Origin of the sequence: Pseudomonas sp. M2 (assembly GCF_015751845.1) — a bacterium.
GTDB classification, from domain to species: domain Bacteria; phylum Pseudomonadota; class Gammaproteobacteria; order Pseudomonadales; family Pseudomonadaceae; genus Aquipseudomonas; species Aquipseudomonas putida_E.
The window spans coordinates 1,070,787-1,090,187 of record NZ_JADOUD010000001.1; the positions used below are offsets into that span (position 1 = coordinate 1,070,787).

The 19,401-nt window shown below is 64.4% G+C and carries 22 protein-coding genes and 1 riboswitch; of the genes, 3 read left to right on the forward strand and 19 right to left on the reverse strand.

Annotation, left to right across the window (positions count from 1 at the left end; genetic code table 11):
* The first annotated feature begins 451 nt into the window (after positions 1 to 451).
* The 3 genes from IWW33_RS05070 (at position 452) to IWW33_RS05080 (ending at position 2,819) form a co-directional block, all read left to right on the forward strand.
* Positions 452 to 676 carry a hypothetical protein gene (locus IWW33_RS05070; RefSeq protein WP_012313162.1) on the forward strand — a complete coding sequence of 75 codons (225 nt, stop codon included), beginning with the start codon at positions 452 to 454 and terminating at the stop codon, positions 674 to 676.
* Positions 677 to 924: 248 nt separating this feature from the next.
* Entirely contained in the window at positions 925 to 1,407 is a 483-nt protein-coding gene (locus tag IWW33_RS05075; protein WP_012313161.1) for a hypothetical protein, read from the forward strand.
* Positions 1,408 to 1,553: 146 nt separating this feature from the next.
* Positions 1,554 to 2,819, forward strand: a complete 1,266-nt coding sequence (locus tag IWW33_RS05080; protein ID WP_046787433.1) for an outer membrane protein transport protein — start codon at positions 1,554 to 1,556, stop codon at positions 2,817 to 2,819.
* A gap of 197 nt (positions 2,820 to 3,016) precedes the next feature.
* On the opposite strand, the gene IWW33_RS05085 is transcribed toward IWW33_RS05080, so the two are convergent.
* From IWW33_RS05085 to IWW33_RS05170, 19 genes are all read right to left on the reverse strand, one after another.
* Positions 3,017 to 3,568 carry a glutathione peroxidase gene (locus IWW33_RS05085; protein ID WP_161871344.1) on the reverse strand — a complete coding sequence of 184 codons (552 nt, stop codon included), beginning with the start codon at positions 3,566 to 3,568 and terminating at the stop codon, positions 3,017 to 3,019.
* A gap of 46 nt (positions 3,569 to 3,614) precedes the next feature.
* Positions 3,615 to 3,737 carry a hypothetical protein gene (locus tag IWW33_RS26845; RefSeq protein WP_256345742.1) on the reverse strand — a complete coding sequence of 41 codons (123 nt, stop codon included), beginning with the start codon at positions 3,735 to 3,737 and terminating at the stop codon, positions 3,615 to 3,617.
* Positions 3,734 to 4,936 (reverse strand): MFS transporter, encoded by a 1,203-nt coding sequence (locus IWW33_RS05090; RefSeq protein ID WP_046787435.1) that lies wholly within the window; start codon positions 4,934 to 4,936, stop codon positions 3,734 to 3,736. Before IWW33_RS05090 ends, IWW33_RS26845 begins: the two co-directional genes overlap by 4 nt.
* Positions 4,937 to 4,998: 62 nt before the next feature.
* Positions 4,999 to 5,403: a MarR family winged helix-turn-helix transcriptional regulator gene (locus IWW33_RS05095; RefSeq protein ID WP_119688408.1), complete on the reverse strand. Its 405-nt coding sequence runs from the start codon at positions 5,401 to 5,403 to the stop codon at positions 4,999 to 5,001.
* 63 nt (positions 5,404 to 5,466) lie between these two features.
* The gene (locus tag IWW33_RS05100) at positions 5,467 to 6,201 is read right to left on the reverse strand and encodes an adenosylcobinamide-GDP ribazoletransferase (protein WP_119688407.1); all 735 of its coding nucleotides are present in this window, start codon (positions 6,199 to 6,201) and stop codon (positions 5,467 to 5,469) included.
* Between the two features lies 1 nt (position 6,202).
* Complete coding sequence (gene cobC, locus IWW33_RS05105) at positions 6,203 to 6,772, reverse strand: alpha-ribazole phosphatase family protein (protein WP_174142128.1); 570 nt, start codon at positions 6,770 to 6,772, stop codon at positions 6,203 to 6,205.
* Complete coding sequence (gene cobT, locus IWW33_RS05110; RefSeq protein ID WP_115272972.1) at positions 6,769 to 7,824, reverse strand: nicotinate-nucleotide--dimethylbenzimidazole phosphoribosyltransferase; 1,056 nt, start codon at positions 7,822 to 7,824, stop codon at positions 6,769 to 6,771. The genes cobC and cobT overlap by 4 nt, the downstream gene beginning before the upstream one ends.
* Positions 7,821 to 8,342, reverse strand: a complete 522-nt coding sequence (gene cobU / locus IWW33_RS05115) for a bifunctional adenosylcobinamide kinase/adenosylcobinamide-phosphate guanylyltransferase (protein ID WP_046787440.1) — start codon at positions 8,340 to 8,342, stop codon at positions 7,821 to 7,823. Before cobU ends, cobT begins: the two co-directional genes overlap by 4 nt.
* A 1-nt stretch (position 8,343) precedes the next feature.
* Positions 8,344 to 9,798 carry a cobyric acid synthase gene (locus IWW33_RS05120; protein WP_174142127.1) on the reverse strand — a complete coding sequence of 485 codons (1,455 nt, stop codon included), beginning with the start codon at positions 9,796 to 9,798 and terminating at the stop codon, positions 8,344 to 8,346.
* Complete coding sequence (gene cobD / locus IWW33_RS05125) at positions 9,795 to 10,787, reverse strand: threonine-phosphate decarboxylase CobD (RefSeq protein ID WP_174142126.1); 993 nt, start codon at positions 10,785 to 10,787, stop codon at positions 9,795 to 9,797. The genes IWW33_RS05120 and cobD overlap by 4 nt, the downstream gene beginning before the upstream one ends.
* Complete coding sequence (cbiB, locus tag IWW33_RS05130) at positions 10,780 to 11,688, reverse strand: adenosylcobinamide-phosphate synthase CbiB (protein WP_115272975.1); 909 nt, start codon at positions 11,686 to 11,688, stop codon at positions 10,780 to 10,782. Before cbiB ends, cobD begins: the two co-directional genes overlap by 8 nt.
* Positions 11,685 to 12,335, reverse strand: coding sequence for a 5,6-dimethylbenzimidazole synthase (bluB, locus tag IWW33_RS05135; protein ID WP_119688404.1), 651 nt, complete (start codon positions 12,333 to 12,335; stop codon positions 11,685 to 11,687). The genes cbiB and bluB overlap by 4 nt, the downstream gene beginning before the upstream one ends.
* The gene (locus IWW33_RS05140) at positions 12,332 to 13,627 is read right to left on the reverse strand and encodes a cobyrinate a,c-diamide synthase (RefSeq protein ID WP_046787445.1); all 1,296 of its coding nucleotides are present in this window, start codon (positions 13,625 to 13,627) and stop codon (positions 12,332 to 12,334) included. Before IWW33_RS05140 ends, bluB begins: the two co-directional genes overlap by 4 nt.
* The gene (cobO, locus tag IWW33_RS05145; RefSeq protein ID WP_012313146.1) at positions 13,624 to 14,235 is read right to left on the reverse strand and encodes a cob(I)yrinic acid a,c-diamide adenosyltransferase; all 612 of its coding nucleotides are present in this window, start codon (positions 14,233 to 14,235) and stop codon (positions 13,624 to 13,626) included. Before cobO ends, IWW33_RS05140 begins: the two co-directional genes overlap by 4 nt.
* 118 nt (positions 14,236 to 14,353) lie before the next feature.
* Positions 14,354 to 14,574, reverse strand: a riboswitch (cobalamin riboswitch).
* 125 nt (positions 14,575 to 14,699) lie between these two features.
* Complete coding sequence (locus IWW33_RS05150; RefSeq protein ID WP_115272978.1) at positions 14,700 to 15,233, reverse strand: C40 family peptidase; 534 nt, start codon at positions 15,231 to 15,233, stop codon at positions 14,700 to 14,702.
* A gap of 136 nt (positions 15,234 to 15,369) precedes the next feature.
* The gene (locus tag IWW33_RS05155; RefSeq protein WP_046787447.1) at positions 15,370 to 16,014 is read right to left on the reverse strand and encodes a C40 family peptidase; all 645 of its coding nucleotides are present in this window, start codon (positions 16,012 to 16,014) and stop codon (positions 15,370 to 15,372) included.
* A 126-nt stretch (positions 16,015 to 16,140) separates the two neighbouring features.
* Positions 16,141 to 16,848, reverse strand: a complete 708-nt coding sequence (gene hda, locus IWW33_RS05160) for a DnaA regulatory inactivator Hda (protein WP_039601502.1) — start codon at positions 16,846 to 16,848, stop codon at positions 16,141 to 16,143.
* A gap of 132 nt (positions 16,849 to 16,980) precedes the next feature.
* A complete protein-coding gene (locus IWW33_RS05165; RefSeq protein ID WP_046787448.1) occupies positions 16,981 to 18,054 on the reverse strand; it encodes an AI-2E family transporter in 1,074 nt (357 codons plus the stop codon).
* Between the two features lie 12 nt (positions 18,055 to 18,066).
* Entirely contained in the window at positions 18,067 to 19,140 is a 1,074-nt protein-coding gene (locus IWW33_RS05170; protein WP_174142125.1) for a DUF2066 domain-containing protein, read from the reverse strand.
* Positions 19,141 to 19,401: the final 261 nt, after the last annotated feature.

Genomic DNA, 19,401 nt, shown 5'->3' on the forward strand with positions numbered 1-19,401 from the left:
AAAGAAACGCCATACTGCTCGGCTTACCTTAAGACCTGTGACAAAGCTTGCAAAGCACCTCAGCTTCCGGTAAGGTGCCCCTCGTTAGTACCAAGCTGAAAGTCAATTCTGGCCAGAAACGTCCTTGCAGGCCTGCTCCCCCCAAGAGCAACACTGCTGAAACCAGGACCGGCCCTTTCGATGATTCACTCACCAGCCTTGCGCTGTTCAGCACGAATCACGTGACAGATTGATCAGGATTCCATACCGATGGCCTAGAACCTTGGCCCCGGCATGCTGCCTGCCCTCTGAAGTACCTACCAGTCAGCCCAAGCGCCCACCTTATGATTGCGCCCCCTCTGGCTGCCCTGTTCCAGTCAGGTTCGTTCGTCCCTTAATAAAGGCGTCACTGGAACGTTTCTATCATGCACGGATCATAATCCCCGTGTTTAAAGCAGGAACATCCAACAATATGCAAACTCATCATCAAATTCAGGCTGCCATTGGCACCCTTTCCCAGGCCTTCTCGCCGTTGAAGTGCCTTATCACTGCCCCACGCAAGGGCAACTTCAGCTTCACCCTGGTGGACGAGCACGGCGTTGCCTGCCACACCGAACGCCTGTACCCAGAACAGTACAGCCGCTCGGAACCGCTGCAGGCCGTCATTGCCCGGACGCGCCAGTCGCTCACTGCGTGAGCGGCGAATACCGTAGCATTCAGCTGTTGAATGCAGTAAACGGTAAGCTACCTGATCGTTCTTGGCCTAATTGCCGCAGGGCATATAGCGCCGAACGTCAGGCAGCAATCGATTTAAAAACAGCCCTTTACACCACGATTATCACACTACACTTCAACTCGAGCGGTCCTTGCCGCTTCCGGCGGGCCTGATCACTCACCAGCTGCCAAGCTCCCACGCCCGTCGGCCCCTTACTGCTCGAGGGCATCATGGGTATTGCGGCGAATGAATTGTGTCAGTATGTGATTCGACCAACCTTGGTCTACCTCAATCGTCATTGCGCCAGTGCCGAAGCCCTTTTGCTGGGCATCGCGGCCAGCCAGTCGGCACTCGGTTCGGCGTTGCATGATCGCCGCGGCCACGGCCTGTACCGTATTGGCGAGCATCGCCATCGGGCGGTCTGGGACGATTTTCTCGCCCGTGACCCTGAGCTGGCCAGCCTGGTTCGCGGCCTGGCGAGCCAGCATGCCTTCCTGGGCGGCCCGCACCTGGAACTGGCAGTCAACCTGCGCTACTCCACCGCCATTGCCTGGATGCTCATCGAAGCACAAGCAACGCCCCTGCCTGCCGTTGACGACCTGCTAGGCCAGGCGCGAATCTGGCGCCAGATTTTTCACCCCCAAGGTCGTCTGCGCGACTTCACCCAGGCCTGGCATCTGTGTATTGCTCAGAAATTGCCACAGGCATCTTAAGAAACGTCCTACAGCATTGCCGGAAAAAATGGAATTTTGGTCGGATTGTCCTACAAAACCGCTCTATCTCCTGCGATACAGGCTATGGCGCGGCGCGTGAATTGTTGGTAGCTTTTCGCCCCGGAGATCCCAAGGAGTTTCTAATAATGAAAAAAGTAATGCTCAAAACCTCCCTCGGCTTGGCCGTGGCTTTCGCTTCCAGCCATCTGTTCGCTGCCGGCTTTGCCCTCAACGAACAGAGCATCAGCAGCATGGGGACAGGTTTCGCGGGACGTTCTTCTTCTGCCGAAGATGCCAGTACCGTGTTTGGCAACCCGGCAGGCATGTCACGCCTCAAGCGCGAACAATTCACCGTGGGCGGCGCAGCCGTCATCGCCAAAACCGATATCTCGGGCCCTGGAAGCAACCTCGGGGGGGAAACCGATGGTGACATGGTGCCTGTGGTCGGCGTGCCGATGGGTTACTACGTCAAACCTATCGATGATCACTGGAGCGTCGGTTTCGGCGTTTATGTACCTTTTGGCCTGGTAACCGACTACGGTAGCGACGATGCCGCGCGCTATTGGGGTAAAAAGAGCCACGTCGAAGTCATCACCTTCCAGCCCACCGTCAGCTACGCCTTCAACGATAAAGTCTCGATCGGTTTCGGCCCGACCATCAACCGCATCAAGGGCGAACTGGGCTCGAGCCTGATCAACCCGTTCACCCCGGGCAGCAATGACGGTGAAGTGAAGATCAAGGGCGACGATACCGCCGTCGGTTACAACATCGGTATCTTGGTGCAGGCCACCGACCGCACCCGCGTAGGCCTGACCTACCACTCCATGGTCGACTACAAGCTCGAAGGCAAGACCCGTGTCAGCACACCACTGATCGGCCCCTTCAACGGCGACAAGTTCGACGCCAGCCTGAAGATCAAGACACCGGAATCGGTCGACCTTTCGGTCACCCATGAGCTCGACGACCAATGGACCCTCTACGCGGGCAGCACCTGGACCCGCTGGAGCCGCCTGGAAGACATCACCGTGCAGAACGATGTTCCAGCACCGCTGGCAGGTTCGGCGTTCGAGACCATCAGCGAAGAGCAGAACTGGCATGACACCTGGGCCCACGCCATTGGCGCGTCCTACAAGGTGAACAAGGAGTGGGTGCTGCGCACCGGCTTTACCGTCGACCAGTCGCCAACCAACAACCACGACCGTTCACCGCGCATCCCGACCGGCGACCGCAAGGTGTTCAGCCTGGGTGCGGGCTGGAGCCCGAACGACGACATGACCATCGATGTTGCCTACTCCTACCTGTGGGAGGAAGACACCAAGGTCAACCAGGTCAGCGCCAGCAAAGGCAGCTACCAGGCCAAGTACGAGAACAGCGCTCACGGTGTGGGTGCCTCCCTCACCTACCGCTTCTGATACGTACGGCTGTGTGAACGCCGCCCTTGTGGCTGATGCCAGTCAGTTAGCTTTATCAGGGCTGCTACGCAGCCCATCGCCGGCAAGCCAGCTCCCACAGGGACCGCGCAGCTCTTGAGGCCTGCGCGGTACCTGTGGGAGCTGAATTGCCGGCCATGGCTGCAAATCACAAGGACAGCAAAAACAAGAGTGCGGGGTTATGGCTGCGATGCAATCGCCTTTTCGATCGCCGCCTTGAACTCAGGATCATCCGGCTTGGTCAGGCTGGAGAAGTTGGCAATCACCTTGCCCTTGCGATCAACCACGTACTTGTAGAAATTCCACTTCGGAGCACTGCTCTGCTCCGCCAGCCCCACGAACAGCGGGATCGCATCTTTGCCCCGTACCGACTGGGTCTTGGTCATGGTGAACGTCACGCCATAATTGGCATAACAGACCTTGGCCGTCTTCTCGCTGTCAGCATCTTCCTGCTTGAAATCGTTGGATGGCACGCCGAGCATTTCCAACCCCTGCTCGTTGTACTCCTTGTAGGTACTCTCGAGCCCCTCGAACTGCGGCGCAAACCCGCAATAACTGGCCGTGTTGATCACCACCAGTGGCTTGCCGCCAAAACGCTGGCAAAGGTCGACCTGACCCTTGCCACGCAACTCCGGCAGGCTGCCCTGCAGCAATGCCGGGCAATCCGCCGCCCCGGCAGAACCGGCAGCGAACATAGCCAGCAACGGCATCATCAACCCATATGCACGCATCAAAAAACTCCCCTGCAAAACGATCCTCGAACTTGCAGAGTAGCGCTTAACAAACGCCCATGCCCAGTTGCATGAGGGCCATGCCGCCCCGATGCCAGCCCCACCACGCCAGCACCAGCAGCAGTGCGGCCCCCAGGGCCAGCAACCCGCAAGCAAGGTAGCGGTTCATGCCGCCTGAGCCTGCAGACGGGCGACCGGGCGTTCACTCACCGGCCAGTTGAGCGCCGCTGCCAGCAGACTGAGCAGAATCGAGATCTGCCAGACCAGGTCGTAGTTGCCGGTACGGTCATACACCACACCACCCAGCCAGCCGCCGAGGAAGGCACCCAACTGATGGAACAGGAAGACGATGCCACCCAGCATCGACAGGTTACGCACACCGAACACAGTAGCCACGGTGCCGTTGGTCAACGGTACGGTCGAAAGCCACAGCAGGCCCATGGCAATGCCGAACAGATAGGCACTGAACTGGGTCACCGGTGCCCAGAGGAACAGCACGATCACCACCGCGCGCAACAGGTACAGTGCCGTGAGCAGGCGCGGCTTGGACATGCGCCCACCCAGCCAGCCCGCCGTGTAGGTGCCTACGATGTTGAACAGCCCGACCAGCGCCAGCACGGTAGTACCGGTGGTTGCCGCCAGGTGCTGGTCGACCAGATAGGCCGGCAAGTGAACGCCGATGAACACCACCTGGAAGCCGCAGACGAAAAAGCCCAGCGCCAGCAGCCAGAAACCCGAGTGCGAGCAGGCTTCATGCAACGCCTGGCCAAGCGTCTGTTCGCCACCGTAGGCAGGCAATGGGCGGTCACGCAGCAGCCCGACAAAGGGCACGATCAATGCCACCAGCAGGCCGAGCACCAGCAGCGCTGCCGACCAGCCAAGCCACTCGATGAGGCCCAGCGTGCCGGGCAACATGGCAAACTGACCGAACGAGCCTGCTGCGCTGGCAATGCCCATGGCCATGCTGCGTTTTTCAGCCGGTACCGCCCGGCCGACCACGCCCAGAATGACCGAGAACGAGGTGCCGGACAGGCCGATACCAATCAGCAGACCGGCACTGAGTGACAGCGACCAGGCCGAGTCGGCCGTACTCATCAGCAGCAAACCGGCGGCATACAAAATGCCGCCGATGATGACCACCCGGGCCGCGCCCAAGCGGTCGGCCAACGCGCCGGCAAACGGCTGCGCCAAGCCCCAGATCAGGTTCTGCAGGGCGATGGCGAACGCGAAAACCTCACGCCCCCAACCAAAATCGGCGCTCATCGGCGCCAGGAACAAGCCGAAGCCGTGCCGGACACCAAGGGACAACGCCAAGATCAACGCCGCCCCCGCCAGTACCCACCCGCTGGTTCGCCAAACCGAAGTCATTGTCGTTATCTCCAGCACATCGCAAGGTTATGCGGGTATATACCCGCTTATGATCGTATGAATCAGGCCAGTTGGCCCAGCAAACGCACCAATTCGTCACGCTGCCCTTCGCCCAGTTGATCCACCAGCAGCCGCTGCGCGTGTTCCCAGGCAGGGTATGCCGCTTGCAAGCGCTCAGCACCCGCCGCAGTCAATAACACCACGCGGTTGCGCTGGTCGTCACCGTCGGCCAAGGCCACCAAGCCTTCGGCCTCCAACACTCGCACGTTGCGGCCCAGGGTGCTGCGCTCCAGGCCCATGGCTTCGGCCAAGGCAGTGATACTAGGACGGTCGAGGCGCTGCAGATGGCGCAGCAGGGAAAATTGGGCGACATTAATGCCAAAACCAACGAGGGCTTCGTCGTAATGCCGGCTCACCCCACGGGCGGCACGACGCAGGTGCGTGCAGATGCATTCACTGGTCAACATGATTACGTGTATATACCCGCACTATGGATGTTGCAAGAAGTTTCAATTGTGCCAAGCAGCCACTCAAGTCGCTAACGCCAGCCCCAACACCACGGTGAGCTCCAGCAACTCCAGCATCGCCCCGGCAGTATCGCCGGTTGTCCCGCCTAACCGCTGACACATCAATCGTCGCAACCACCAGAACACGCCAAGCGCCAGCGCCATCGGCCAGATCGCGCTCCAGCCGCCCAGCACCAGGCACAGCAGCAGACTGCCCAGCAGCACCCAGCCAGCAGCCTGGCGCGGCAGGTGCTCGGCCAGCGCCTGCCCAAGCCCGCCTGGGCGCACGTACGGCGTGCGCAGGAACAGCCCCAGCATCGCTGCCCGCCCGATCACAGGTGCCAGCACCAGCAGCGCACCGGCGCCGCGCTCGACAAGTACCCAAAGCGCACAAAACTTCAGCAACAACACCAGCACCAGGGTGACCACGGCAATCGGCCCGCTGCGCGGATCCTTCATGATCTTGAGCGTGCGCTCGCGATCGCCGAACCCACCCAGCCACGCGTCAGCACTGTCTGCCAGGCCGTCCAGGTGCAGCGCACCGCTGAGCAATACCCACAGCGTCAACAGCAACGCCGCGTGCAAAGGCGCCGGCGCGCCTTGCAACAGATGGCTGGCAAGCCACAGCAGCAGACCGAACAGCAAACCGACCAGCGGATAGCACAGCAGCGAGCGCCCCACCTCACGCGGTTCGGGCATACCGGGCAAGCTTACCGGCAGGCTGCTGAGAAACTGCAGGGCAATCCATAAAGGCAGCATCTCAGTGCACCTCGGCCAGTTGGCCGTCTTCGCCCAGGCTCAGACGTACAAGCGCGCCGTGGCCCACCTCCACCTGCAGCAACTGCTCCTTGGGCAAACCGCGCGCGCGCGCCAGCAGCAGGCGCATGACGCCGCCATGGGTGACCAGCAACACCCGCTTGCCGGCATGCTGCTGGTGCAGGCGGGCGACAGCACCCAGCACCCGCTCTGCGAAGGCACTGACGGCCTCACCGGCGGGCGGCGTGTAACTGTAAGGATCGGCCCAGAAACGCCCGAGCTCATCCGCTTGCGTCTGCATGATCTGCAAGGCGCTGCGCCCTTCCCACTCACCGAAATGCAACTCTTGCAGATCGGCCTCGCGCTGCACCGTCAAACCCAGCCGTTCACCCAGCTCATCGGCAAACCGCGCACAGCGCTGCAAGGGTGAGCTGACCAATACGTCCCAAGGGGCGCACTCACCCACGGCCCTGCGCATCTGCGCCCAGCCCAGCTCGGTGAGGGCATCGTCCAGGCTGCCGCGCAAGCCGCCACCCTGCTCGGTTTCACCGTGGCGCAGCAGGTCGAGGATCATGCCGGGCGGTCCGCTACGGCTGCTTCGGCAAAGGTCGCCATCTGCCCGTGCAGCACGCAGGCCAGGCGCAACAGTGGCACCGCCAGCGCCGCACCGCTGCCCTCGCCCAGGCGCAGGCCCAGGGCCAGCAGCGGCTCGGCCTGCAAGGCATCGAGCAACGCCTTGTGCCCTGGTTCGGCACCTTGGTGGGCAAACAGCAACCAAGCCCGGCATTGCGGGTTGAGGCGCACGGCTACCAGCGCGGCGACGCTGCAGATGAAACCGTCCACCAGCACCGCAATGCCCTGCTGTGCACAGGCCAGGTACGCGCCGGCCAGGGCGGCGATCTCAAAACCACCCACACAGGCCAGCGCCTGCAGCGGGTCGTCGGCACGCAGACCGTGCAGCACCAGGGCCCGCTCGATCACTTCAGCCTTGTGGCGTACGCCTGCGGTGTCCAGGCCAGTGCCCGGGCCACTCAGTTCGCGCGCCGGGCAGCCCAGCAGGGTGCTGGCCAGCGCCGCAGCAGCGGTGGTATTGCCGATGCCCATCTCGCCACCGATGAACAACTGCGCGCCGCTCTGGGCAGCGCGCAGGACGCTGTCACGGCCGGCTTGCAGGGCTGAGCGCAGCTGCACCTCGGTCATCGCCGGCTGGCGGGCGAAGTTGGCGGTACCGCCCCCCAGGCGCAGGTGGCGGACACCCGGCAATTCCAGATGCGGGTCGATGGTGCCGAGGTCGACCACTTCCAGGCTTGCCTGCAGTTGGCGCGCCAGCACGCTGATCGCCGCGCCGCCGCCGACGAAGTTGCGCAACATCTGCCCGGTCACCGCCTGCGGATAGGCCGAAATGCCCTCCTCGACCACGCCATGGTCACCGGCAAAAATAGTGATGGCCACCTGATCCAGGTTCGGCCGCTCAACCCCCTGCAGCCCGGCCAGGTGCACTGCCAGGGCTTCCAGCTGGCCGAGCGACCCGGCAGGTTTGGTCAGCTGCTGCTGACGGGCGCGGGCCTGATCCATGGCGGCGGTGTCGAGAGGTTGGCAGGCGTCACGCCACCAGGTCGGGTTCATAGAGCAGGTCCTTTGAGCATCAGGGGTAGGCCGGCGACGGTGAGTACCACGCGCTGGCAACGTTCGGCGACGGCCTGGTGCAGCCAACCGGCCAGATCGACATAGCGCCGGGTCAGCTCGCCCATGGGCACTACGCCCAGGCCGGTTTCATTGCTGACCAGAATGATCACGCCGGGCAATTGCACCAGGCAGTCGAGCAGTGCATCGCGCTCTTGAGCCAGGCGCTGATCGTCATCGAGCATCAGCAGGTTGGTCAGCCACAGGGTCAGGCAGTCCACCAGCAGGCAGCGCCCTTCGGCAGCTTCGGCGCGCAGCACGGCTGCCAGGGCGAGCGGCTCTTCGATCAGCGCCCAATCGCTTGGCCGGCGCTGGCGGTGCAGGCGTACCCGTTCGTTCATTTCGCCATCCAGGGGTTCGCTGGTGGCGATATAGGTCACCGGCAGGCCGCTGTCGGCTGCCAACTGCTCGGCCAGGCGGCTCTTGCCCGAACGGGCACCGCCGAGGATCAGGTTGCGCATGTCAGGCGACCCCACAAAGTTTTCGCAGCTGCGCGGTGTCCAGGTGCTTTTCCACCAGGTCGGCCAGGCGCTCGATATCCCGCTCGCGCAGGGCCTCATAATCGATCTGCTGCACGTGCGCCAGGCCCGCCCAGCGCAGCAGCGCTGCGCACGACTGGCGGCCTTCGAACAGGCCATGCAGGTACGTGGCGAGGATCTGCCCGTCGGCACTGATGGCGCCGTCGCTGCGGCCATCGGCCAGCTGTACGGCGGGGCGCTGCAGCGCAGGGCCTTGGGTGACGCCGGCATGGATCTCGTAACCGGTCACGGGCGACTGTTCGAGGCTCAAAGCCCCCGCCACGTTGCGCAGTTGCTTCTGGGCCTCAAGCACCGTGGCGTAATCGAGCAGGCCCAGCCCCGGGCTGGACCCGGCAGGCCCCTCGAGGCCGAGCGGATCATGCACCTCACGGCCCAGCATCTGCAGGCCGCCACAGATACCGATGAGCTTGCCGCCGTAGCGCAGGTGCCGGGCGATGGCGGTGTCCCAACCGCGCTCGCGCAGTTGCGCCAGGTCGCCACGCACGCTTTTGGAGCCAGGCAGGATGATCAGGTCGGCAGGCGGAATCGGCTGGCCAGGGCCGATGAACTGCAGGTCCACCTGGGGGTGCAGGCGCAACGGGTCGAAGTCGGTGTGGTTGCTGATGCGCGGCAGCACCGGCACGATCACCTTGAGCACGCGCTCATCCTTGGCCGCCTGGCGTACATCGATGCCGTCTTCGGCCTCAAGGTGCAGGTCGCTGACATAAGGCAGCACACCCAACACCGGCTTGCCCGTGCGCTGCTCCAGCCAGTCCAGGCCTGGCTGCAGCAGGGCGATGTCGCCACGGAAACGGTTGATGACGAAGCCCTTGACCCGGGCCTGCTCGGTCGGCGACAGCAGCTCCAGGGTACCGACCAGGTGGGCGAAGACGCCGCCGCGATTGATGTCGGCAACCAGAATCACCGGGCAGTCGACCGCTTCGGCAAAACCCATGTTGGCGATGTCACCGGCACGCAGGTTGATCTCGGCAGGCGAGCCCGCACCTTCGACCATCACCACCGGATACGCGCCACTGAGGCGCTGATGGGAGGCCAGCACCGCCTGCATGGCGATAGCCTTGTAGACGTGATAGGCCACCGCGTTCATGCTGGTGACCGCGCGGCCACGGATGATGACCTGGGCGCCGGTGTCACTGTTGGGCTTGAGCAGCACCGGGTTCATGTCGGTGTGCGGCGCCAGCCGGCAAGCCTGGGCCTGCACCGCCTGGGCGCGACCGATCTCACCGCCATCGGCAGTCACCGCGCTGTTGAGTGCCATGTTCTGCGGTTTGAACGGCACCACGGCCACCCCCTGGCGCAGCAGCCAACGGCACAGGGCGGTAACCAGCGTGCTCTTGCCGGCGTCGGAGGTGGTGCCTTGCACCATGAGGGTGGTCATGCCGTTTCCTTCTGATAATCGGCCAGGGCCTGGGCCAGGCGCTGCTCTTCAGCGGCGCTGGCGGGCAGGCCCAGGCGCACGGCAGGCGGCTGTTCGAACAGGCGCACCAGGATGCCGCGGCGGGCGAGAAAGTCATGCAGGTGCGCTGCGCGCTCGCAGCGTACGTACTGGAACAGGTCGCAACCACCCGCGGGCGCAAGGCCGGTGCTTTTCAGCAGCGTGGCAAGCCGTTGGCTGGCGTGGGCACAGCGCTCGATCTGCAGCGGGTGGGCTACCAGGTCGGCGAAACACGCCTGGGCCAGCACCCGGGTCGGGCCGCTGACGGTCCATGGGCCAAGCAGCTCGGCCAGGCGCTGCAACAACGGCAGTTCGGCCGCCACGCAGCCCAGCCGCACACCGGCCAGGCCGAAGAACTTGCCGAACGAGCGCAGCACAATCAGCCCGGGGCGGTCGGCACAACCGACCACGCTGTGCTCGGGCGTGTTGTCCATGAAGGCTTCATCGACCACCAACCAGCCGCCACGCTCGGCCAAGCGGGCATGCCATGCAAGCAGGCGGTTGGGGGGCACGCGATGACCGGTCGGGTTGTTCGGGTTGACCAGCACCAGCACATCGAGGCTGTCCAGATACGCCTCGACCTGGCTTTCATCCAGCTCGATCAGCTGATGCCCGGCCCGTTGCCAGGCCTGCGGATGCTCGGCATAACACGGCGACAGCACCCCCACGCGACCGCTCGGGCGCAGATGCGGCAGGGCCTGGATCGCTGCTTGCGAGCCCGCTACCGGCAGCAACTGGCCAACACCGTAATACTGGCGGGCCGCCTCTTCGAGGCCGTCTTCGGTCTCGGGCAGTCGCGCCCAGGCGTGCGCCGGGATCGCCGGCACAGGATAAGCCCACGGCGCAATACCGCTGGACAGGTCGAGCCAGGCCTCCCGTGCAATCCCGTATTGCCGTACTGCCCTGAGCAGTCGGCCGCCATGTTCAAGCATTGCAGTAGGCTCCCACGCAGATCACCAGCAACCACAACCACACGCCACGCTGTACCAGGGCCCAGCCGCGCTCGATGGCACCGGCATCGGCCATCGGCCCTTCGCCCAGGCGCGGGCGCTCGTGCAGCTCGCCGTGATACACCGCCGGGCCACCGAGTTCGACACCCAGCGCACCGGCACCGGCCGCCATCACCGGCCCGGCGTTGGGGCTGTCCCACAACGGGCCCTGCTTGCGCCAGCAGGCCAGGGCCAGGCGGGTCTTGCCGAGCAAGGCGTAGGTCAATGCCACCAGCCTTGCGGGAATATAGTTGAGTACATCGTCGATGCGCGCCGCGCACCACCCGAAGCGTTCAAAACGTTCATTGCGGTAGCCCCACATGGCATCCAGCGTATTGCTCAAGCGGTACAGGACCACGCCCGGCGCACCGGCCACGATGAACCAGAACAGCGCGGCGAACACTGCATCGCTGCCGTTCTCCAGCACCGATTCGGTTGCGGCCCTGGCCACGGCCGGCTCATCGAGTTCGCGGGTCTCGCGGCTGACCAGGTAACCGACGCGGCGCCTGGCCTCCTCCAGATCACCCTGGCGCAAGGCACTGGCCACCGGCAACACATGCTCGCCAAGGCTGCGCAGGCCCAGCGCGCAATACAGCGCCAGCACGTCAACCAGCCAGCCAATGCCGGGCAGCCAGGAGAGGATCAGCGCCACCAGGGTCAAGGGCACCACTGCCAGGAACCAGGCACTCACGCCGTGGCTGCGCCAACCGCGCCCGCCGGCATTCAGGCGCTGCTCCAGGCTCGACGCCAGGTTACCGAAGGCCACCAGCGGATGGCGCCGCTGCGGCTCGCCGAACAACGCATCCAGGGCCACGCCGGCCACGGTCAGCAAGGCGACGCTCATGGGCGCTCCCCCCATTGGTTTTCATACAGCATGTCGCTCAAGGGCCGTTCTTCGGCCCAGTTTTCCATCACCAGCATGGGTGCCGGATAGAATTCGGTGACAGGCCCCAGGCACAGCACCGCCACCGGTTTGGCGCCGGCTGGCATCCCCAGCAGCGCGGCCAGTGCCTGTGGGTCGAACAGCGAGACCCAGCCCAGCCCCAGCCCTTCGGCGCGGGCCGCCAGCCACAGGTTCTGAATGGCGCAGGCGAGCGAGGCGAGGTCCATTTCCGGCAAAGTCCGCCGGCCGAAAATGTGTGGCTCGCGGTTGTCCATCAACGCCGCCACCCACACTTCGGCGCAGTCGCTGATGCCTTCTACCTTGAGCTTCATGAATGCGTCGGAGCGCTCGCCCAAGGCGTGGGCCGTGCGCACCCGCTCCTGCTCCACCAGCGCCTGGATACGCCCGCGCAGCTCACCCTGGGTGATGCGAATGAAACGCCAAGGCTGCATCAGGCCAACGCTGGGGGCCTGGTGCGCGGCAGCGAGCAGGCGGCCGAGCACTTCAGGCGCAACGCTGCCGCCGGCGAAGTGGCGCATGTCGCGGCGCTCGCCGATTGCCCGGTAGACGGCCGCGCGTTCGGCATCACTGAAGGCGTGCTCGCTCATGGCCGCAACAGCGCCGCCGCCGCCTCAGGGTTGGAGGGAAAATAGAAGTGCACATAGGATGCCGTGAGCCGACCAAGGCGATAGACCGCCTCGTTGCCGCGCCCGCCGTTGGGGCTCTGGCCGCGGGCGATGGGCTGCAGTTCGGTGCTGGTCAGCGAGTGGTGGTAGGTGTGGCCGCGCAGGGTGCCTTCGGGCAGTTCCACAGCCTGCAGGGCCAGCGCCGCCAGGCGTTTCTGCATGGTCGCCTCGCCGGGCAGCAGGCCAAGCAGTGCGGCACGCTCGCCGGCCACATCGGTCAGGGCATCGAGCAGGTAAAGCATGCCACCGCACTCGGCCAGCAACGGCTTGCCTGCGCCGTGGTGCGCACGGATCGCGGCGCACATCGGTGCGTTGGCGGCCAGCGCATGGTGATGCAGCTCAGGGTAGCCGCCCGGCAGGTACAGGCTATCCACGGCGGGCAGCTCGCGGTCGTGCAGCGGCGAGAAGAACGCCAGCTGTGCGCCCAGGTTGCGCAGCAGGTCGAGGTTGGCGCCGTAGGTGAAGGCAAACGCTTCGTCCCGGGCGATGCCAATGCGCACACCCGCCAGCGAGGCGCTGCACGTCGGTACGTCCGGCGCGGCGAATGCTACCGGCGGCGGCAATGCGGCATCGCAGCTGCTGCCCAGTGCTTGGGCGGCGGCGTCCAGGCGCGCGTCCAGGTCATTCAGCTCGCTGGCCTGAACCAACCCCAGGTGGCGGCTGGGCAGCTCGATACCGCGCTCGCGCGACAGCCCGCCGTACCAGCGCAGGCCCTCGGTCAGGCTACCTTCGAGCAACTGCGCGTGGCGCAGGCTGCCGACACGGTTGGCGAGCACGCCAGCGAACGGCAGGTCGGCCTGGTAGCGCGCCAGCCCCAGGGCCAGTGCGCCAAAGGTCTGGGCCATGGCCGTACCATCGATCACGGCAAGAACCGGCACGCCGAAGTGGCGCGCCAGGTCGGCACTGGAAGGAGTGCCGTCGAACAGGCCCATGACGCCCTCGATCAGGATGAGGTCGGCCTCACCCGCCGCTTCCCACAGCAGGCGCCGGCTTTCCTGCGCACCGATCATCCACAGGTCGAGCTGGTACACCGGCGCCCCACTGGCACGCTCGAGGATCATCGGGTCGAGAAAATCAGGCCCGCATTTGAACACACGGACCTTGCGCCCCAGGTTGCGGTGCAGGCGGGCCAGGGCCGCAGTCACGGTGGTCTTGCCCTGGCCAGATGCCGGTGCTGCGATCAGAACGGCTGGGCAGTGGCGCGTCTGACTCACAGTTCGACGCCCTTCTGCGCGCGGATACCGGCCTGGAAGGCATGCTTGAGCATACCCATCTCGGTGACGGTGTCGGCCAGCTCGACCATTTCGGGCTTGGCCGCGCGGCCGGTGACGATCACATGCTGCATGGGGGGGCGCGCCTGGATATCGCCAAGCACCTGATCGAGGTCAAGGTAGCCGTGCTTGAGGGCGATGTTCAGCTCGTCGAGCACCACGAACTGGACGCTCGGGTCCTGCAGCAGCTGGCGCGAAACCGCCCAGGCTGCCTCAGCGGCGGCAATGTCGCGCTGGCGGTCCTGGGTTTCCCAGGTAAAGCCTTCGCCCATCACGTGGTAGCGCACCTGCTCGGGGAAGCGCCGGAAGAACAGCTCCTCGCCGGTGCTGTTGCGGCCCTTGATGAACTGCACCACACCACACTGCATGCCGTGGCCCAGGGCGCGTGCGAGCATGCCGAACGCCGAGCTGCTCTTGCCCTTGCCATTGCCGGTCAGCACCAGCAGCAAGCCGCACTCGTTAGGGGAATTGGCGATGCGCTCGTCGATGATCGCCTTCTTGCGCTGCATACGCGCCAGGTGACGTTCGTCGCGTTCGGTGGTTTCGCTCATGGGGGTCTCCGCAGGCTGTCGCCCCGCAAAATACGGTGACAGGTCGATAGGCGGGCAGACGGAGAACGCGCAGGAGCCGTGGCCAGATGCCACGGTGCACCGCGCATCACCCTCCGTGATGCCGTTGGCAGTGACAGGCCGGTCTCCGGGCTCGTGAGCGGGCGTTGGCCCGGGCCTGCGCGCCTTCCCGGATACTGGTATCCAGTGGCCGTGCGCGGCTTTTGACTCACCTACCGTTGCGGGGGCAGCGCCGGACTCGCACCTTGCAGGCGCACACCGGCTTCCCAGTTTCACCCTGCCCAGACGAGCTGGCAGGGCACCTGAAACACGCGCGAAGGTTAGAGTGTTGCACCGGGAGCGTCAATCGAAGGGCGGGGATTTCGCTTGAGGGTTCAGGCGCTCTTGATAGGGAGCGCGGCCCGCGCGGCGCGCATCGGCCACCTTGCGAGTGGCCGGTTTCGCCATCAGGGGTTCTGTGCCAGGTGCCCCTGGGTAATCACCCGTTTTGCCTGCAGGTAGGCTTTGGACCAGTAGCTGTTGGACAGGTAGTCCAGGCGCACGGTGCCACCGGTGGACGGAGCATGCACGAACCGCCCTTCGCCCACGTAGATGCCGGCGTGGCTCACCTGCGAGCCACCGCTGGTAGCGAAGAACACCAGGTCGCCCGATTGCAGTGAGTGAACGTCTACGGTCGGCGCACGCATGACGATCATTTCTCGCGTGGAGCGAGGCAGGCTGATGCCCGCCGCGTCCCGGTAGACGTAGTTGATCAAGCCACTGCAATCGAAACCGGAGTCGGGAGTGTTGCCGCCCCAACGATACGGCGTACCCACCAGGCCGATTGCGCGGATCAGCACGTCGTTGGCAACCGGGGACGCTATGGGTTGGCTGTACGGGACCTGTGGCTGTACCACAGGCGCCGGTGCCGGGGCACGGCCGGAGCAGGCGGCAAGCAATGCCACCAAGGAAAGGAATGCGAAGCGCGCCATCATCACCATGGCCAGAACATCCTGTCTGAGATCGCTGGGCTGCAACCGAAAAGTGTTGAGAATTTAGATTAGACGCATTCTGTAAATGCGCACGGCGACGAGCTTTTCAAGCATCGTCGCCGCGGCAGGGTACATCATTTTGACATCAGTTGCGTGCGATATTGCTCGCTGGCGCCATGGCCAAGGCGCGCTTGGCTTCGATGAAGGTCTTGCTCCAGTAGCGATCACCGAGGTTGTCGATGCGCACACCACCGCTGCGGCGGCTGCTGGAATGGATGAACTGGTTGTCGCCCAAGTAGATGCCGGCATGGCTGACACGGCCACGGCCATTGGTGCTGAAGAACAGCAGATCACCTGGCTTGAGCTTGTTGCGGGCAACTTTGGGCGCATCGACCTTGATCATTTCGCGGGTCGAGCGCGGCAGGTTCATGCCGGCCTCTTCGCGGAACAGATAGCCGATGAAACCGCTGCAATCGAAACCGGACGCCTGCGAGGTACCACCGAAGCGGTAACGGGTACCGATCAGGGACATGCCGCGCTCCAGGATGCTGTCGGCCAATACTGGCAACTGATAAGGCTTGCTGTTGCTGGAGAACGCCTGAAGGTCATCTTCAGTGGCCAGCTCTTGCTGCTCGCCGAATACGGACGATACCGAAGCCTTGGCCTCGGGCGCCGACTGGGAGGCGACCGGGGTGTGATCCTGGGGCTGGGAAACAGGGCCTTGGGCCGCGCAGCCAATCAGCAGGGTCACGAGTGCGAGGGGCACGAGGGGTGCGAAGCGCTTGAGCATGGGCACGACCGTGTCTGTAGTCCTTTAGAAGGGGGAAACTATGCCTTCTATCAGGACCATTTGCAAATTTTATCGAAAAAGATGTGACTTTTCCGTTTTGCCGCTCAAAGCCCCGTATTTAAGGGCTTACCAGCCGAGCGTTTCTTTCAGGAACGGGATGGTCAGCTTGCGCTGCGCCTGCAAAGAAGCCTGATCGAGCCGCTCGAGCAGGTCGAACAGCGCACTCATGCTGCGCGTACCACGGGTAAGGATGAAATGGCCGACTTCGTCGGTCAGGTGCAGGCCACGGCGCGAGGCGCGCAATTGCAGGGCGCGCAGCTTGTCTTCATCAGACAGGCCGCGCATCTGGAATACCAGCGCCAGGGTCAGGCGGGACTTGAGGTCGGGCAGCTTGATCGGCAGTTCGCGCGGCGAGGCCGAGGCCGCCAGCAGCAGGCGCCGGCCGCTGTCGCGCAGGCGGTTGAACAGATGGAACATCGCCTCTTCCCACTCCGCCTTGCCGGCAATCACATGCAAGTCATCGATGCACACCAGCTCGTACTGCGCCAGGTAATCGAGCAACCCGATGCCCCGGTCGAGCAACTGCGCCAGCGGCAGGTACACAGCGGCCTCGCCACGCTGCTGGAAGCGGTGTGTGGCAGCCTGCAACAGATGGCTACGGCCGACACCCTGCTTGCCCCACAGGTAGATGAGGCTCTCGGTCCAGCCGGCGTCGGCTTCGCACAGCCGCTCGACGTAGCCCAATGCCGCTGCATTGGCGCCCGGATAGTAGTTGATGAAGGTGGCGTCATCGCGCAGGCGCACACCCAGGGGCAACTGGATCGGTGGTTTCATGCTCGCGGGCGGTCGGGGGACCACAGGGGGCCTAGGGTGATCGGTGTGCAAAGTCTATACCCGCAATGCGGGGGGCACAATCGCGAAGGCACGTAGCACAAGCAAAATCAACGAGTTGCAAGGCAGTCTGGCTTATAGATCGGGGTCGACCTCCCCCGCGTACATGTCCGATTCCTTGTACAGGTCATGCACATGGCGCAGCAGCACCATGACCACTGCCGCCACCGGCAAGGCCAGCAGCACGCCGGTAAAGCCGAACAGTTCGCCCCCGGCCAGGATGGCGAAGATCACCGCCACCGGATGCAGGCCGATACGGTCACCCACCAGCAACGGTGTCAGCACCATGCCTTCCAGCGCCTGGCCGACCATGAACACTGCAACGATACCCAGCATCGGGTACAGATCGCCGCCAAACTGGAACAGCCCGGCCACCAGCGCCGCACCGATGCCAATGATGAAGCCCATGTAGGGCACGATGGCCGCCAGGCCGGCCAGCATGCCGATCAGCAGCCCCAGCTCCAGCCCCACCAGCATCAGCCCGGCGGAATAGATCACGCCGAGCGCCAGCATGACCATCAACTGGCCACGCACGAACGCCCCCAGCACCTCATGGCATTCTGCGGCCAGCCCGACCACCTGCGCCTCGCGCTGGCGCGGCAGCAGGCTGCGCAACTTGGCCATCATCAGGTCCCAGTCGCGCAACAGATAGAAGCCCACCACCGGGATCAGCACGAAGTTGGCCAGCCAGGCCAGCAGCGCCAGGCTCGACGCAGTGGCCTGGGACAGCAGCATGCCGACGATGTCGGTGGTCTGGCCCATGTGTTCACTGACGGCGGCCTTGATCTTGTCGAACTTCCAGAACCCGTCGGCCAGGCCCAGGCGGCTCTGTACCCAGGGCAGCGCCACATGTTGCAACCAGTCGAGCATCTGCGGCGTCAGTTCGTACAGGCGCACCAGCTGTTTGGCCAGCATCGGGATCAGGATGAGCAGCAGAACCAGCAGGATCAAGGTAAACAGGCTGAATACCACCACCACGCCCCAGGTCCGCGACAGCCCCATGCGCTCCAGGCGATCGACCAGCGGGTCGGCCAGATAAGCCAGCAGGATACCCACCAAAAAGGGTGAGAGGATGTTGTGCAGGCCATAAAGAAGCAGGGCAATCAGCAGGGCGGCACCCAGCCAGATCCAACGGCGCATATCAGTCATGGTCGCTCTTCCTTACCAGCGAAAACGCAGGCCGTCGAACGGTTTGGGGGCTACGGCAGCCGTTGCAGGTTGCCCTGCCGCAGCCTCGGTTGCGGGTGCAGGCGTTGCCGGGGACGGGACGGGAGGCGCCTGCTCAGCCGGGACTTCCTGCAACTTGGCCAGGCCCAGCTGCGCGCGCAACTGCTCAGCGTTGGCAGTGACGCCGTAGGTCAACGTCTTGCCATCGGCCATTTGCAGGCGCGGGCCGTAAGGTTCGAGAACGCGGTTCAGCTCAGCGTAACGCTGCAGGTTCGCGCCTTGCACCTGCACTTGCAACTGGCTGCTGGCACCTGGCCGGGTTACGTAACGTGGCGCCAGGCGGTTGCTGACGGCCAGCATCACGGCATCGGCCAATGCGGCCTGGTCAGCGCCTTCGGCACTACCTTCCTCGCGCTTGTCGCCCAGCCACAACTGCCATTTGCCCTGCCACTTGCCATCGGTTTCAAGCGCGTGCACTGCCAACAGGGCGTCGGCGCCATAACGCTCGGAAGCTTCGCGCAGTGGCGCCGGATCGCTGCCTTCGAGCTGCTTGGCGTTGGCCACCAGTTGTTCCTGCAGGTCGGCCAGCGGCAGGCGCAATGGCAGGCCGCGGTGCTGGGCGGCACGGCGCAGGGACTGGGCGCTGGCCTGGCCATCGCCAACCAGGCTGCTGCCCTCGACACTGTCGTTGAGCCACCAGCCGAGGATCGACGGCCGGTTGCTGCCCCACAGCGCCAGCCCGGCCTTGCGCAAGGCCCGCTCGGTGCTGCCCGGGTCGAACTCGACCATCACCGACTCAGGCGGGCCGGCCTCGGTACCGACCTGGTTGATGACCTGTTGCGGGTCCTTGCGCAGTTCGGCCAGCGCCGGTTTTTGCGGCGCCTTGGGGTCGCCGGTCAGGCGCAGCACCAATGTATCGAGTGCCTTGGTGGTGGCTGCGGCGCGGGCTTCAGCGCCCTGCCCTTCGAGCGGTTCGCGCACCTGATAGAGCCCGGCAACGTTTTCGGCCTGGGCGGCAATACTGACCAAGGCAAGGCAGCCGGCTGACAGATAATTGAGAAGACGCATTGAGGATTCCTGTCCAGTCGAGCTTCAAGCTGCAAGCTTCAAGCTGTAAGAAAAAGCAGTCAGAACCCCAACGCTTTCGCTTGCGGCTTGGGGCTCACTGCTTGCAGCTTATACAGAAGGAACTGCATCAACCACCCGCGAGCCTTTTTCAGCAATTTACTGCCCTGCCCGTCGGCCTGAGGATGGCCGCTGCACGGCAACCCTGATAAAATCGCGCGCCTTCACAGACCTCTGACGTTTCAGGCAGCCGCCGCTCCCCAG

Excerpts from the sequence above, each read along its gene's own strand:
- IWW33_RS05075 (WP_012313161.1), top strand. The coding sequence starts at position 925 with ATGGGTATTGCGGCGAATGAATTGTGTCAGTATGTGATTCGACCAACC.
- IWW33_RS05090 (WP_046787435.1), bottom strand. The coding sequence starts at position 4,936 with ATGACTTCGGTTTGGCGAACCAGCGGGTGGGTACTGGCGGGGGCGGCG.
- IWW33_RS05155 (WP_046787447.1), bottom strand. The coding sequence starts at position 16,014 with ATGCTCAAGCGCTTCGCACCCCTCGTGCCCCTCGCACTCGTGACCCTG.
- IWW33_RS05100 (WP_119688407.1), bottom strand. The coding sequence starts at position 6,201 with ATGCTGCCTTTATGGATTGCCCTGCAGTTTCTCAGCAGCCTGCCGGTA.
- IWW33_RS05095 (WP_119688408.1), bottom strand. The coding sequence starts at position 5,403 with ATGTTGACCAGTGAATGCATCTGCACGCACCTGCGTCGTGCCGCCCGT.
- IWW33_RS05150 (WP_115272978.1), bottom strand. The coding sequence starts at position 15,233 with ATGGTGATGATGGCGCGCTTCGCATTCCTTTCCTTGGTGGCATTGCTT.
- cobU (WP_046787440.1), bottom strand. The coding sequence starts at position 8,342 with ATGCGCAACCTGATCCTCGGCGGTGCCCGTTCGGGCAAGAGCCGCCTG.
- hda (WP_039601502.1), bottom strand. The coding sequence starts at position 16,848 with ATGAAACCACCGATCCAGTTGCCCCTGGGTGTGCGCCTGCGCGATGAC.
- IWW33_RS05080 (WP_046787433.1), top strand. The coding sequence starts at position 1,554 with ATGAAAAAAGTAATGCTCAAAACCTCCCTCGGCTTGGCCGTGGCTTTC.
- IWW33_RS05085 (WP_161871344.1), bottom strand. The coding sequence starts at position 3,568 with ATGCGTGCATATGGGTTGATGATGCCGTTGCTGGCTATGTTCGCTGCC.
- IWW33_RS05120 (WP_174142127.1), bottom strand. The coding sequence starts at position 9,798 with ATGACCACCCTCATGGTGCAAGGCACCACCTCCGACGCCGGCAAGAGC.
- bluB (WP_119688404.1), bottom strand. The coding sequence starts at position 12,335 with ATGAGCGAGCACGCCTTCAGTGATGCCGAACGCGCGGCCGTCTACCGG.
- IWW33_RS05170 (WP_174142125.1), bottom strand. The coding sequence starts at position 19,140 with ATGCGTCTTCTCAATTATCTGTCAGCCGGCTGCCTTGCCTTGGTCAGT.
- IWW33_RS05165 (WP_046787448.1), bottom strand. The coding sequence starts at position 18,054 with ATGACTGATATGCGCCGTTGGATCTGGCTGGGTGCCGCCCTGCTGATT.
- cobD (WP_174142126.1), bottom strand. The coding sequence starts at position 10,787 with ATGCTTGAACATGGCGGCCGACTGCTCAGGGCAGTACGGCAATACGGG.
- IWW33_RS05070 (WP_012313162.1), top strand. The coding sequence starts at position 452 with ATGCAAACTCATCATCAAATTCAGGCTGCCATTGGCACCCTTTCCCAG.
- cbiB (WP_115272975.1), bottom strand. The coding sequence starts at position 11,688 with ATGAGCGTCGCCTTGCTGACCGTGGCCGGCGTGGCCCTGGATGCGTTG.
- cobT (WP_115272972.1), bottom strand. The coding sequence starts at position 7,824 with ATGAACCCGACCTGGTGGCGTGACGCCTGCCAACCTCTCGACACCGCC.
- IWW33_RS26845 (WP_256345742.1), bottom strand. The coding sequence starts at position 3,737 with ATGAACCGCTACCTTGCTTGCGGGTTGCTGGCCCTGGGGGCCGCACTG.
- cobO (WP_012313146.1), bottom strand. The coding sequence starts at position 14,235 with ATGAGCGAAACCACCGAACGCGACGAACGTCACCTGGCGCGTATGCAG.
- cobC (WP_174142128.1), bottom strand. The coding sequence starts at position 6,772 with ATGATCCTCGACCTGCTGCGCCACGGTGAAACCGAGCAGGGTGGCGGC.